This is a genomic window from Gaoshiqia sp. US2 (genome assembly GCF_059705485.1).
Window position 1 is genome coordinate 5554757 of sequence record NZ_AP048550.1, and the last position, 14900, is coordinate 5569656.

The 14900-nt window shown below is 47.3% G+C and carries 12 protein-coding genes; 9 read left to right on the plus strand and 3 right to left on the minus strand.

The window, feature by feature from the left end; translation table 11 throughout:
• Positions 1-103: 103 nt before the first annotated feature.
• The 7 genes from AC6H3C_RS22335 to porX all read left to right on the plus strand — a co-directional run bounded on the left by AC6H3C_RS22335 (position 104) and on the right by porX (position 9370).
• Entirely contained in the window at positions 104-1228 is a 1125-nt protein-coding gene (locus tag AC6H3C_RS22335) for a PSP1 domain-containing protein (RefSeq protein ID WP_497517761.1), read from the plus strand.
• Entirely contained in the window at positions 1225-1686 is a 462-nt protein-coding gene (locus tag AC6H3C_RS22340) for a gliding motility lipoprotein GldH (RefSeq protein WP_497517762.1), read from the plus strand. Before AC6H3C_RS22335 ends, AC6H3C_RS22340 begins: the two co-directional genes overlap by 4 nt.
• An 8-nt stretch (positions 1687-1694) precedes the next feature.
• A complete protein-coding gene (gene trmB, locus AC6H3C_RS22345) occupies positions 1695-2435 on the plus strand; it encodes a tRNA (guanosine(46)-N7)-methyltransferase TrmB (RefSeq protein ID WP_497517763.1) in 741 nt (246 codons plus the stop codon).
• 2 nt (positions 2436-2437) lie between these two features.
• Positions 2438-2776, plus strand: coding sequence for an MGMT family protein (locus AC6H3C_RS22350; protein WP_497517764.1), 339 nt, complete (start codon positions 2438-2440; stop codon positions 2774-2776).
• 10 nt (positions 2777-2786) lie between these two features.
• Positions 2787-3902, plus strand: a complete 1116-nt coding sequence (locus tag AC6H3C_RS22355; RefSeq protein WP_497517765.1) for an Mrp/NBP35 family ATP-binding protein — start codon at positions 2787-2789, stop codon at positions 3900-3902.
• Between the two features lie 160 nt (positions 3903-4062).
• On the plus strand, positions 4063-7743 hold the full coding sequence (gene porW, locus AC6H3C_RS22360; protein ID WP_497517766.1) for a type IX secretion system periplasmic lipoprotein PorW/SprE: 3681 nt from the start codon (positions 4063-4065) through the stop codon (positions 7741-7743).
• Positions 7744-7813: 70 nt separating this feature from the next.
• Positions 7814-9370 (plus strand): T9SS response regulator signal transducer PorX, encoded by a 1557-nt coding sequence (porX, locus tag AC6H3C_RS22365; RefSeq protein ID WP_497517767.1) that lies wholly within the window; start codon positions 7814-7816, stop codon positions 9368-9370.
• Here the strand turns inward: porX and AC6H3C_RS22370 are convergent.
• Both AC6H3C_RS22370 and AC6H3C_RS22375 read right to left on the minus strand, forming a co-directional pair.
• On the minus strand, positions 9367-10140 hold the full coding sequence (locus AC6H3C_RS22370; protein ID WP_497517768.1) for an ABC transporter ATP-binding protein: 774 nt from the start codon (positions 10138-10140) through the stop codon (positions 9367-9369). The genes porX and AC6H3C_RS22370 overlap by 4 nt on opposite strands.
• Positions 10140-10877 (minus strand): MlaE family ABC transporter permease, encoded by a 738-nt coding sequence (locus AC6H3C_RS22375; RefSeq protein WP_497517769.1) that lies wholly within the window; start codon positions 10875-10877, stop codon positions 10140-10142. Before AC6H3C_RS22375 ends, AC6H3C_RS22370 begins: the two co-directional genes overlap by 1 nt.
• A 246-nt stretch (positions 10878-11123) precedes the next feature.
• Between AC6H3C_RS22375 and AC6H3C_RS22380 the strand changes: the two genes are divergently transcribed.
• Positions 11124-12212 carry a mannose-1-phosphate guanylyltransferase gene (locus AC6H3C_RS22380; protein ID WP_497517770.1) on the plus strand — a complete coding sequence of 363 codons (1089 nt, stop codon included), beginning with the start codon at positions 11124-11126 and terminating at the stop codon, positions 12210-12212.
• Between the two features lie 92 nt (positions 12213-12304).
• On the opposite strand, the gene AC6H3C_RS22385 is transcribed toward AC6H3C_RS22380, so the two are convergent.
• Positions 12305-13648 carry a serine hydrolase domain-containing protein gene (locus AC6H3C_RS22385; protein WP_497517771.1) on the minus strand — a complete coding sequence of 448 codons (1344 nt, stop codon included), beginning with the start codon at positions 13646-13648 and terminating at the stop codon, positions 12305-12307.
• Between the two features lie 147 nt (positions 13649-13795).
• On the opposite strand from AC6H3C_RS22385, the gene pdxA reads away from it, so the two are divergent.
• Positions 13796-14893, plus strand: a complete 1098-nt coding sequence (gene pdxA, locus AC6H3C_RS22390; RefSeq protein ID WP_497517773.1) for a 4-hydroxythreonine-4-phosphate dehydrogenase PdxA — start codon at positions 13796-13798, stop codon at positions 14891-14893.
• The last annotated feature ends 7 nt before the right edge of the window (positions 14894-14900 follow it).

Consider the following 14900-nt stretch of genomic DNA (forward strand, 5'->3'; position numbering starts at 1 on the left):
GCCCCGAATACAACTTTGTTTCTCGGCATTATTCATTATTTTTGTAAGCGCTGAACCTCAGCTTTCACTGCTGTCAAAAGGGTTCAGTCATAATCAATTCATTATGGATGAAAATTTATCAATCGAACGGGGATGTTGCCAAAAGCAGGCCGGAAGTTGCGGAAAGCTTGAGGTTTATAACTGGCTGAGCGATGTTGTTAACATGACCGATCAGGAAAACATCGTTGAAGTTCGGTTTAAAAATACGCGCAAAGATTATTTCAGAAATGTCAACAACCTGAAATTAAAAGCAGGAGATATTGTTGCAGTTGAAGCCAATCCCGGTCACGACATCGGCATTGTCTCCCTGGTTGGCGAACTGGTGAAACACCAGGAAAAGAAACATAAAGTGACCTTGATCAACGGCGAAATCCGCAAAGTTTACCGCAAGGCAAAACAAGTTGACATTGACAAATGGAAAGAAGCCATCAGCCAGGAACACGCAACCATGATCAAATCGCGGCAAATTGCATTTGATCTGGGGCTTGATATGAAAATCGGGGATGTGGAATACCAGGGCGATAAAACAAAAGCCATTTTTTACTACATCGCCGAAGGGCGGGTCGATTTCAGGCAACTGATCAAGGTGCTGGCAGAAACTTTCCGGATAAGAATTGAGATGAAACAGATCGGCGCCAGGCAGGAAGCCGGCCGGATTGGAGGCATCGGCCCCTGCGGAAGGGAACTTTGCTGCGCTATCTGGATCAGCAACTTTGTATCGGTAACCACCAATGCTGCCCGCTATCAGGAAATTTCCCTGAACCCGCAAAAACTGGCCGGCCAGTGCGGTAAGCTGAAGTGCTGCCTGAATTACGAAGTAGACTCATACATTGACGCCCAAAAAGATTTTCCGCCCAATAACATCCCATTGCAAACAGAACAGGGAAATTATTCCTTCTTCAAGACCGATATCTTTAACCGGATCATGTATTACCTGGCAAACTTTCCAAACCCCGACGGCCCGGTGGCGGTTCCTGTTGACCGGGTAAAAGAAATCATTCTGTTGAACAAACGGGGACGAAAAGTGGAAAAACTGCTCGACCACAAAGAAGAACGTGCCGTTAGCCGAAATAAGGAATACGAAGATGTTTTATCACAGGACAGCCTGACGCGCTTTGATCAACCCAAACACCGTCAACGGAAAAAGAAACGTCCGGGAAACCGGAATCCAAACAGAAACCAGTCATGAAACACGTCATTATCTTGTTTCTGACCGGTTTATCGCTGTGGTCCTGCGATCCGAACCGGGTTTTTGAATCGTACAAGGTCATCGGAGACGAGGGCTGGCACAAAGACACCCTTGCCGTCTTTTCAGTTGATTTGAACGATACCAGGCAGAACTATAATTTATTCCTGAATATCCGAAATCAGGGAAATTACCCGAACAGTAATCTTTGGTTGTTTGTCGATGTTCAGTCGCCCGACGGGAAAGTACTCACCGACACCATCGAGTTTATACTGGCCGATATTCACGGGAAATGGACAGGTAGCGGCATCGGCGATTTATTTGACAACCAGTTTCTCTACAAACAGAATGTTTATTTTCCTGTTTCGGGCGAATACCGGTTTTCCATCCGTCACGGGATGCGGGCTAACCGGCTGAAAGGAATCCGGGATGTGGGTTTTCGTATTGAAAAAAGAAATTAGAGACACAAGTGGGGAAAAATAAGCTGAAAAAGTTTTCCGAAATGGAAACTTTCGAGAACGTGGTGCAGGCGCCTTTTCACAATCCCAATCAGCCTGATCATGAACTAAAAGGAAAATGGAGTTCATCCTTTTTTAAAAATAACCAGCCGCTGGTGCTTGAACTGGGTTGCGGGAAAGGTGAATATTCCGTGTCCCTGGCCAGTTATATGCCCGGAACAAATTTTATCGGCGTCGATATTAAAGGAGCACGGATGTGGAAAGGAGCCAAAGATGCCCTGCAGCGAAACATCCGGAACGTCGGCTTTTTGCGTACCAGCATCGAGATCATCGACAAATTTTTCGGGGAAAATGAGGTCGGACAAATCTGGCTCACCTTCCCCGATCCTCAAATGAAAAGCGCCCGCCGCCGGCTGACAGCCACCAATTTCATGGAAAAATACCGGAAAATCTTACGCCGGGGAGGTATCATCCACCTGAAAACCGACAGTAATTTTCAGTACAACTATACCCTGGAAATGGTCAGGGAAAACGGGCTAAACATCGTCAGCCAAACCGACGACCTGTACCGGTCGGATCTGCTCGACGAGGTATTGTCCATTCAGACGTTTTATGAGAAACAATGGCGCGAACGGGGAATCGCCATTAAATACCTGGCTTTTCAGCTCAGCCACGATGAACCCTTACGCGAACCGATTGTTGAAATTGAGAAAGATCCGTACCGCAGTTTTGGACGTTCTGCACGAGAATAAATATGGCCGATTTTTTTGATATGGTTTATGAAGTGGTGAGCCTCGTTCCCAGCGGAAGGGTAACCAGCTACGGCGCTATTGCCCGTTACCTCGGCACCGGGCAGTCGGCGCGAATGGTTGGTTGGGCCATGAACAAAACGCATGGCCATCCGGTTTATGTGCCGGCCCACCGGGTAGTCAACTCAAAAGGACTGCTAACCGGCAAACATCATTTCGGAAGCCCTCAGGCCATGCAGGAACTGTTGGAAAGTGAAGGGATCCGGGTCGAAAACGACCAGGTTGTTGATTTTGAGGAACGATTCTGGGACCCGGCAAAAGAATTAACCATTGATGACTATTAAATAACAGCATATGGCAGACATACCACGCAAACTCATCGTACCCAAAAATGTAACCGACACGCTGCGGCAAGTAAATTATCCGGGCTCAAGCCAGGATATCGTATCCATGGACATGGTCCAGGAAATCCGTATCGCCGGTAAAAAGGTGAACTTTTCACTCGTTTTTCAACGCTCCGACGACCAAAACATCGGGGCAGTTGTGAAAGCATGTGAAGAAACCATACTAAAAGAGCTTGGACCGGATGTTGACATTCGTGGAAATATTGCCGTGAAAGCCATCCATCAGATGGAACGGCCGGTACTGCCAAAGGTAAAAAACATTATTGCCGTGGCCTCCGGCAAAGGCGGCGTAGGAAAGTCTACGATTTCGGTTAACCTGGCAGTAGCGCTGGCTAAAACCGGCGCCAAAGTTGGCTTAATCGATGCTGATATTTTTGGTCCTTCGATCCCGAAAATGTTTGGCGCCGAAAAGTTAAGGCCGGCAGGCGATAAAGTTGACGGACGCGAGGTGATTCAACCAATCGAGCAATTTGGCGTTAAAATCTTGTCCATCGGTTTTTTTGTTTCGGTTGAAGATGCGCTGGTCTGGCGCGGACCAATGGCCTCGAATGCCCTGAAACAACTGATCATGGACGGTCACTGGGGCGAACTGGATTACCTGCTGATCGACCTTCCCCCGGGAACCAGCGACATTCACCTCACCCTGGTTCAAACAGTTCCGGTAACCGGCGCCATCATTGTCACCACCCCGCAGGACGTGGCTTTGGCCGATGTCATTAAAGGCGTGAACATGTTCCGCGGAAAAACCGTCGACGTGCCGGTACTTGGTTTAGTTGAAAACATGGCCTGGTTTACCCCCGAGGAACTGCCCGACCACAAATATTACATTTTTGGCAAAGACGGCGGAAAAATACTGGCAGAAGAACTGGGAATCCCCTTGTTGGGCCAAATCCCGATTGTACAGGGAATCCGCGAAGGCGGAGATGACGGCAAACCGGTTGCCGCCGACGAAACTTCGGCCATGGGAAAAGCATTCGGGGTACTGGCGGCCAATGCCATCAGGGAAGTGGAACGCCGCAATGCCGAACTTGATCCAACCAAAAAAGTAAAAGTAAGCCGGAAATAAAAACGACGGCCTGTTCACCGGTTTTCGGAAGGAAACCCGGGCCGCCAAAAAAACAGGAAAATACTGCTTCAATCACTTGATTTTGACCTTCACTTTTACCCGGAACAAAAACAATAATATCAGGAATATTCAGTTTATCCTAAAGTGTAAATAATCACGGTTGAAAAAAGTTTTACAAAACATATTTTTGTCGGTTTTTGTGGTTCTGATTTGGGGCGGTTGTTCTACCGAGAAAAACACGCTGGTGACGCGTTCGTACCATAACCTCACCTCTCATTACAACATTTACTTTAACGGGAAAGAAAGCATAAAAGCAGGGCTCGACCGGATTAACAACTCCGTGGCCGACGATTATTCGCGGATTTTGCCTATCTACAAATCCAGTGAACCGGGGACCGAGCGTGTGGCTGTTTCAGAGATGGAATACGCGGTCATAAAAGGCTCCAAGCTAATTAATCTTCATTCGATCACGAAAAAACCAAAGCGCAGGAAAAACAGGTCGCTGACCTATAAACAATTGGCGGGTAAGGATGAATTTAACAAATGGGTGGATGACAGTTACCTGTTGATGGGCGAAGGTTTTTTCTATCAGAAGAAATACATCCAGGCCCTGGAAAATTTCTCCATCGTCACGCGAAAATTCAGCGAGGGAAAAACCAGGTTTGATGCTTACGTGTGGATGGTCCGCTGTTATAACGAACTGGAACGATACCACGATGCGCTGGAACTGATCAACGACCTCGATGCCTCATCGAAATTTCCCAAACGGCTGGACGGTGTATTTTCGCTGGCAGTGGCCGATTACCACATGCGCCTGAAAGCGTGGAACGAGGCCATTCCTCAGTTAAAACTGGCATCCGAAAGTTCGTTTAAAAAACAAGAAAAAGCCCGGTACAAGTATATTCTTGCCCAATTATACAAAGAAACAGGTCAAAATCAACTGGCCGCCGATACTTTTCGCGAAGTGGCCCGCATGAATCCGTCGTACATCATGGCTTTTAACGCCCGTATTAATGCAACCGGGGTGTTTAGCGACGATGCCGACACCGAAGAACTGAAGAAAGAATTGCGTAAAATGTTGCGCGATGAAAAAAACAAGGAATTCAGGGACCAGATTTATTATGCCCTTGCCAACATTTGGCTGAAAGAAGGTCAACAGGAAACGGCCATTGAAAATTATATCCAGTCGGCGGCAGTGAGCTCCCGGAATCATCATCAACGGGCCTTATCGTGCATTACCCTGGCTGAAATCTACTTTAACAACCAAAATTACAAAGGCGCCCAAAGTTACTACGACAGCGCCATGATTGTCATCGACGAAAATTATCCGAATTATTTAACGATTGCCGACAAGTATAAAAATCTGACCCGGCTGACGGATAACCTGTACACCGTGGAACGTGAAGACAGCCTGCAACACTTGGCCCTGATGGACGATGCCGAACGTAACCGGCTGGTGACCCAATGGATCCAGGAGGTGAGAGCCGAAGAACTTCGCCGGAAACAAGCTGAAGTGGAAGAAATGCGCGACCGGAGTTTCTTCCGCATCAACCAGTCGAGACTTGGCTTAAGCCAGCAGCAACAGAGCTCGGGCTGGTATTTTTACAACCCGACAACCGTCACCTACGGAAAAACCGAATTCGAACAACTTTGGGGACGACGCCGGCTGGAGGATCACTGGCGCCGGAAAAACAAAGGATCGGTATCCGAACTGGTCATGACCGAAGAAGCGGAAAGTCCGGCAAACGGCGAAGCGCCGTCTCAACCCGTTGTCCCGCGAATTGACGACCGGCATAGCCGCGAATATTACCTGCAGGACTTGCCCCTCACCGAAGAAAAAATGGCCGCCTCCCACATCAAAATCAGGGATGCGCTTTTTAATGCCGGCCGAATCTTCAGACAGGATTTTCACAATTATCCGATGGCGATCGCCGAATACGAAGACCTGCTGAAACGATACGACCACAATATTTACCAGCTTACCATTTGGTTCGAACTGTGGGAACTGTACAAGCAAACCGGAGATGAGCAGAAATCGGCTTATTACCGAAACCTGATCATCGGCAATTACCCCGACAGCAAGTACGCTCAATACCTGGTTAATCCAAACTTTTTTATCGAACTCGAAGCCCGGAACGACAGCCTGAATAATTTGTACCAACAAGCATTTAGCCAATACCGGCAAGGCCGTTACCCCGAGGCCGGCCGCCTTGCCAGGCAACTGAAAAGCATGGAGCCGGATAGTCTGTTGTTGCCAAAGGTCAGTTTTATCGAAACCATTGCCGACGGAACTCAACTGGATATGAACCAGTTTGGTAAAAAACTGGAAGAATATATCCAAACTTATCCGGCCAGTCCCGCGAAACCATTGGCCGAAAACATCCTGAAACTCATCCTGGACAGTACCCTGGTTGATTACCAGCAACTGATCGCCTTAGGGTATTTAAATGAAGAAATCGAAAATGATGAATTGCTCACGACTGACCGGGCAGCAAACGATGAGTTTGGCGGAAAATTTTCGTACGATGACGAACTGCTGCATTACTTTGTGATCGCTTTCCCGGTAACGGCCGATGTTGATCTGAACCGGCTTAAATTTGATATTGCCAACTACAATATCGACCATTACATGAAAATCGATTTCGATATTGAAACCGAAAACATGAACCCGCAAACCGTATTGCTCGTGGTCCGTTCGATGGAAGATAAACAACAGGCGCTGATTTATTTCCGCTCAATCATCCGTAAACGCGAGGTATTTGAAACATTGAAAAATACCGAATATGTGAACTTTACCGTTTCATCGGCCAATTTCAGAAAGGTGATGAGCGACCGGAGTTATATGGAATACCTGCGATTCTTCATTAAAAACTACAGCCGTTTTATCGGAGGGGATTTCCCGCAGGATGAATTGCCCGAACCGGAAGAACTGATGGCCAAGGCCCTGGAAGAAGAAACCCGCCAGCAGGAAAAAGGAACCTTCGTGGTGGTTAAGCCCGAAACCGGAACGGTCGCATTCAGCCGGAACCGCGAAGCTGCACAGAATTTTGTGATCGCTGTCAACGATGCCGCCTTCAGTACGCGCCGCCTGATGACCGCCTTCAACTCATTCAACCGGACAAACTTTGCCGATCTGAACCTATCGGCAAGCGAACGTTCGTTTGGAAACTACCGTTTGCTGGTAATCACATCACCGGGAAATATCAGTCAGGCAATGCCCTACTTCAGACAGGTTATTACCACCCGCAGTTTATTCGACGAACTGGAAACAAGAAGTTACCGGAATTTTATTATTTCGGACGAGAACCTCGAAAAACTGATCGCGAACGGCAAGATCGAAGACTATATGAATTTCTTCCGCGAATATTATATCAGCGGCGCTTTTAACGAAAGCAAGCCGGCCGGGCGTCCGGTTACGCCCCTAGTTGAAATACCGGCGACAACCCCCGGAAAATCGGAATTGCAAACAACATTTCATACCGACCTGAGCGGCGGGCACGACTTTCTCCTGTTGGTGCCATCGGAAGGAATCGATCGCGGAAGCCTGAAAGAGGCCATCAGCTTGTTCAACCTGCAAAATTACGCGTCACTGGGCCTTTCCATCCAGGAAATCAGCCTGGATGAAAAAAATGTCATCTTCCGGATCAGCCAGTTTAATAACAAAGACACCGCCATGGCTTACCTGAGAGCTATTGTGCGAAGCGCCCCGGTTTACGGGCAGCTGGCCGAAGTGAATTACCGGAACTTTATCATCTCCGGCGAAAATTATCGCATTTTTATCGACACCAAAGATATTAACGGGTACCTGCAACTTTACCGGAATCACTATCTGGCGCCCTGACACGTTAATGTTTGTTAAAAACATACTTATTCCTTTCTGTTTTGTGTTATTTTAAACAAATAGTGATCATATGAAGAAAATCCGTATACTTTGGACCGACGATGAAATTGATATTTTACGTGCCCACATCATTTTTTTGGAGCAAAAAGGCTATGAAGTGACAACCGCCACAAACGGCTCCGATGCCATTGACCTGGTACGTGATAACCATTTCGATATTATTTTTCTGGATGAAAATATGCCGGGGATGACTGGCCTTCAGACCTTAAACAGCATCAAGACGGTTGCGCCGAATGTGCCGGTAGTGATGATTACCAAAAGCGAGGAAGAAGACATCATGGACCAGGCAATCGGCTCAAAAATGGCTGACTTCCTGATTAAGCCCGTGAACCCGAAACAAATCCTGTCATCGATTAAAAAGAACGTTGGTCAACGCGAGCTGGTTACCCGGAAAACCAGCTCCGACTATCAAAGCGAATTCTCAAAGATCGGGATGCGCCTGAATGAACAACTCGATTTTAACGACTGGAAAGAGGTATACCGGAAACTCGTTTTCTGGGAACTCGAATTGGCCGAGTCGGAAGATTCGGCGATGGATGAAGTGCTTAAAATGCAAAAAAATGAAGCCAACAACACCTTCGCCCGTTACATCAAAAATCATTACCTGTCGTGGTTTCAAAAAGACCTGAACGACCGTCCGCTCTTGTCGCCTGATTTGTTTCGGCACAAGGTTTTCCCGTTGTTGGATAAAAAAGATAAAGTTTTTGTACTGGTAATCGACAACCTGCGTTACGATCAGTTCAGGGTGTTGAGTTCGGTAATGAACCAGTATTTTGTAAGCGAAGAAGAAGAACTCTATTACAGCATTTTACCTACGGCAACCATGTATGCGCGCAATGCCATTTTCGCCGGCCTGATGCCCTCCGAAATTTCCCGTATTTTCCCGCAATACTGGGAGGAAGACGACAACGAGGGCAATAAAAATATGCACGAGAAAGAATTGCTGCAAACCCAGTTGAGCCGGTTGGGACGAAAAGAAAAGCTTTATTTTGAAAAGATATCGTCGCTGAAAACCGGAAAAAAACTGATCGATAATCTCGGGAGCATCCTTCAGCACGATCTGTCGGTCATGGTATTCAATTTTGTGGATATGATGTCGCACGCGCGCACCGAAATGGAAATGATGCGCGAACTGGCCAGCGACGAAAAAGCCTATCGTTCGCTGACCCGGAGCTGGTTTAACCATTCTTCGTTGCTGGAACTACTGAAAAGCCTCTCGGAGAACAAGATAAAAGTGGTGTTGACAACCGATCACGGCACCATCCGGGTCGATAATGCCGTAAAGGTCATTGGCGACCGGGAAACCGTTACCAACCTGCGCTACAAACTCGGACGGAACCTGAATTACAATCCGAAGCAGGTATTCGAAATTCCGCAGCCCGAGAAAGCGTATTTGCCCGGCAGAAATGTCAGTTCAAAATTCATTTTTGCCCTGAACAACGATTTCTTTGCTTACCCGAATAACTATAACTATTACGTGCAATACTACCGCGACACGTTTCAGCACGGAGGAATTTCGATGGAAGAAATGATCGTGCCGGTGATTACCCTGTCGCCCAAAGGTTAAGTTTGATCGTCGCCGATTTTCCGGTCCCTGATTTCTTTATATTGCCGGTTGGCAAAAACGAACTCCTGTAGTTTCTGGTTGTCGGAATACAGGATTTCGGTTTTTGTACCTTCCCAGCACATCTCGCCTTCGCTGATGAAGAGGATATTATCTCCGATTTCCATCACCGAGTTCATATCGTGTGTATTGATGATGGTCGTAATATCAAAATCGACCGTAATTTCATGAATCAGCTCATCAATCAGGATCGCGGTCTCGGGGTCGAGACCCGAGTTGGGCTCATCGCAAAACAGGTACCGGGGATTCAAAGCAATGGCCCGGGCAATGGCCACACGTTTTTTCATCCCCCCCGAAATTTCCGATGGAGACAAGCGGTGAGCTTCTTTGCTGATATTCACCCGTTCGAGGCAGAATTCGATCCGTTTTTGTTTTTCGGAGGCGGTCTGAAAGGTAAACATATCGAGCGGGAAACGCACATTTTCCTCAACGCTCAGCGAATCAAACAAGGCGCCTCCCTGAAACACCATCCCCATCTCCTGCCGTAACTTTTTCCGTTCGTTCACCTTCATCGTGGTAAAGTTACGCTCGTCGTAATAAATGCCTCCCTCGTCAATCTCATGCAAGCCAACAATCGACTTCAGCAAAACGGTTTTTCCTGAACCGCTTCGACCGATAATCAGATTCGTCTTTCCTTTATGGAATTCTTTGGAAATGTTATTTAGAACGGTTTTCCCTTCAAACGATTTTATCAGGTTTTCAATTCGGATCATCAGAAAAGCAATTGGGTTAATACTAAGTCGAATACCAGAACCAGAATGGTGGTATTCACCACAGCTCGGGTACTGGCCGCGCCGACTTCCAGAGCGCCTCCGTCAACATAATATCCAAAATAAGCCGGCACCGAGGCTACCAAAAAACCAAAAAAGAGGGTCTTGATCAGCGAAAAGTAGACATAATAGGGAACAAACAGGTATTGAATCCCATTGATATAATCAGGCGCGGTAACAGCTCCTACCGTCGGCCCGACAATTAATCCCCCGATCAGGCCAAAACACACGCTGAGCGTGTAAAGGAAAGGAAACATAAAGACTACGGCTATAATTTTGGGCAAAATAAGATAGCTGGCTGAATTAACCCCCATAATTTCCAGCGAATCAATCTGTTCGGTAACCCGCATGCTGCCAATCTCCGACGAGATGTTGGAGCCGATCTTTCCGGCCATGATCAGGGCCATAACAGTTGACGAGAATTCCAGGATCAGCGTATCCCGATTTCCCAATCCGACAAGGTACGTGGGAAGAAGCGGGCTTGACATGTTATAAGCCAGCTGCAGGGTAATGATGCCACCCATAAAAACAGAGATGATCACCACGATCCCGACCGAATCAATGCCCAATGTTTCTATTTCGAAGAAAAGCTTGCGCAGGTATATCCGCGAACGTTCCGGCCTTGAAAAAACCCGGCCCAACAGTGAAAAATACCGGCCTGTGTGAAAAAAGAATTTCATCAAACAAAAATTAGTTAATTGCTTCGTACGGTCTAAATAAAACTTGCCACGATTTTCGGGCAGATACCGCTTCTGATTTAAACCCGTACTACCGGATAAAGGTACAAATATTCAGAAAAGATTTCAGCCTGTAAAAATGCTGATTTCAATTCCCCGGCTCCGGCATGTTATGAAACCGGTCATATTAGTTCATTTATCATTGCCAAAATAGGTATCTTTGAACACAAAGTTCAAAAACAGCATACTATGAAAAACAACTATTGTGTGATCATGGCCGGAGGAGTAGGCAGCAGATTTTGGCCATTGAGTAAAAGCGCTATGCCGAAACAATTTCTGGACATCCTCGGAACTGGTCGCACATTCATCCAAATGACCTTCGACCGTTTAAAAAGAATTTGCCCGGTAGAAAATTTCTTAATTGTCACCAGCGTAGATTATAAGGAACTGGTTTTAACCCAGCTTCCCGAACTAACAGAAGATCAGGTCTTACTTGAGCCATTAAGGCGTAATACCGCTCCCTGCATTGCCTATGCCTGCAACAGGATAAAAACGATCAATCCGGAGGCGACTGTCGTTGTTGCCCCCTCAGATCACTTAATCATCAAAGAAGAAGAGTTTTTGGCGATCATCAGGCGCGGACTTGAATTCGTTAGCGAAAATGACGCCCTGCTTACCTTGGGGATAAAACCAAACCGTCCGGAAACCGGTTACGGGTACATTCAAACAGAATCCCGTCTGACATATAAAAATGCCGACAATCTCTATAAAGTAAAAACCTTCACCGAAAAGCCAGACCTCGAGATGGCCCGGATCTTTCTGGAGAGCGGCGAGTTTTTCTGGAACTCGGGGATATTTATCTGGTCGCTGAAAAGCATCCTGAACGCGTTTGACAACCACCTCCCCGACATCGCCGGTTTATTCCGGAAAGGTGAAAAACTTTTCGGGACAGACGATGAAGTTCATTTTATCAATAAAACCTATTCCGAGTGCCAGAACATCTCGATCGATTACGGAATCATGGAAAAAGCAAATAATGTTTATGTGCTTTGCGCCGATTTCGGGTGGAGCGATCTGGGAACCTGGGGATCGCTGTACGAGAATAAAGAAAAAGATGCCGGAGCCAATACCGTCAGCGGCGAGAACGTTCTGCTTTACAATTCGCAAAACTGCATCGTTAACCTGCCGAATGATAAAATTGCTGTGTTACAGGGGCTGAACGGGTACATCGTGGTGGAGTCGAACAACGTTCTGCTTGTTTGCCGGATGGAAGATGAACAGCAGATCCGTCAGTTTGTGAACGACGTAAAACTGCAAAAAGGACCTCAGTATATTTAAGCGGGGCAGAAAAAATTTCAGAGGTGCATGAGTCCGCGAGTACCGGAAATTCTCAGGATCTCATGCACTTCTGTGTTTTTATCATCGCTCGATCAGTTTTCCAAACTATCCAGAATTCCTTTCAGCATCAGGTTGGTATCAAATTCGCCCTTCTTCGAAAAACCGGTACGCACCACAATCAGCTCTTTTGAAGGAATGATAAAGATGAACTGACCGTCGTGTCCCTTACACATATAGGTATCCTCCGGCGCATCCGGCTGGTCGCCCGACCGGTTAAGCCAGAAAAAAGCCCCGTACTGCCCGTCCGACCCCTTAGCCGGCTGCACGGTATAATCAACCCATCCCTCGGGCAACAGTTGTTCGCCCAGCCAATTTCCCCGGTTCAGATAAAGCAAACCAAAGCGGGCATAATCGCGCATCGAGGCATACAGATACGACGATCCGACAAATGTGCCAGAGGCATCGAGTTCAAAAACAACGCTTTTCATCCCGGTTTTATTGAAGAGGGCCTCGCGCGGAAAACGGTAATAAGCCTCATCGTCCCGAAACGACCGGCGTAAGATCAAACTGACCAGGTTGGTTGTTCCAGAAGAGTACAACCAAACCGAACCGGCCGGAAAAGCCGCCGGTTTACCGGCAGTATAAGCGCCCATATCTCCCGCTTGATGCAACATGATCGTTACATCAGACAAATTTCCGTAATCTTCGTTCCATTCCAGGCCGCTGTTCATTTGAAGAAGGTTGTTCAGTACAATTTCTTTCCGTTCGTCGGTCCCCCAGCTATCAATCCCGGCGGGTTGATCCAAATTGAGCTGTCCTTCTTTCACACGCAGGCCAATCAGGGTATTGGTGAAACTTTTTGCCATCGACCAGCTTAAAAACCGGCTTTCGGAGGTAAAGCCGTCCTGGTACAGCTCGGCAACCGGTTGCCCCTTGTACACCACCATCAACGCAAAAGTCCCTTTGTACGGGATGGTATCATACATCACTTTATTGACTGCCTGTTGCAATTTATCCATATTAATTCCCCGGGGAACCGAATCCGCGATGACATTACCCATCGGCCAGTCAATGGTATCGGGGTTTTCGGGTAACGACACAAGCTGAGGGTAACCGCGCGACTTAATTACTTCTTCCGGGTAATCAGCGACCAGGGTACATCCGTAACCATCGATGTAAACCGCTTTTGATTTTCCCCACAAAAAACGGCTGATCACTTCTTTCTTTTCAAAATCAACCGTATTGGTAGTGTATTTAATCAACGAAAAGTTGAGATCCTCCGCTTCCATAGCCTCCTGTGTCCGCCCGGCCACAAAAACACCCGACGCCAGGTTTTTGGCCGCATAACCCGTGATGACAGGCATCAATTGGTTCAGATACAATCCGCCAACAATTAAAACGAGGAAGATAACGGAAAGGGAAATTCGTTTTTTCATAACCAGGCAGTTTTCGTTTCTTACTGATTACAATGATAAAGAAAATCAGTTTTGATAAAGCCGATTTATAATTTAAATTTACGCGACAGATAGCAGGTCGAAATACCGGGCGCTTTTAATGCAAATTTTACTAACAGAAAACACAACATGAGCAAAAACAAAATAAAAATCGGGATTTCGCAGGGCGACATCAATGGGATTGGTTATGAGGTCATCATGAAAACGCTGAGCGACCCGCGCATCCTCGAAATGTGTACGCCAATCGTTTACGGATCGCCGAAAGTTGCCGCTTACCACCGGAAGGCGCTGAACATGGAAAGTTTCAATTTCCACAGCATCCGGAATGCAGGCGAAGCCGATCCGCGTAAAGCCAACATCATTAACTGCATCGATGATAACGTTCGTGTTGAATTGGGGAAGATATCGGATGTGGCCGGCGAAGCGTCTTATATGGCTTTAGACGCGGCTGTAACCGACCTGAAACAGGGACAGATTGACGCACTGGTGACGGCGCCCATCAGTAAAGACAACATCCAGAGCGAAAAATTCAATTTTCCGGGGCACACCGAATTTCTGGCCGAACAGTTTGATACGAACAACTACCTGATGCTGATGGTGAGCGAAATGATGAAGATCGGGGTGGTTACCACGCACGTGCCATTGGGTAACGTGACCAAACTGATTACCACCGAGGCAATCCTGAATAAGCTGCGTATCATTTCGAGCTCACTGGAGCAGGATTTCAGCATAAAAAAACCGCGCATCGCCGTGCTGGGACTAAATCCACATGCCGGCGACGGGGGCTTGTTGGGCTCCGAAGAAAAAGACATCATCATCCCGGCTATTGAGAAAGCCAAGGCAGAAGGCATTTTGGCCATCGGCCCCTACCCTTCTGATGGTTTCTTCGGTTCGGGCGACTATGCCAAATTTGATGCAATCCTGGCCATGTACCACGACCAGGGCCTGACACCCTTTAAAGTGATTTCGTTTGAACGGGGCGTGAATTATACCGCCGGCCTACCGGTGATCCGCACCTCGCCGGCACACGGAACGGCCTTTGATATTGCCGGCGAAGGAAAAGCATCGCCCGAATCGTTCCGAGAGGCGCTTTACCTGGCAATCGACGTGTACAACAGCCGCCAGTTGTACAAGGAGATCAGCAAAAATCCGCTGAAGAAATACGAGATCAATCCAAACCAGGTGGATGAAAGCGTTAGTTTTGACGATGAAGAACCGGCTATTTAATACCCTG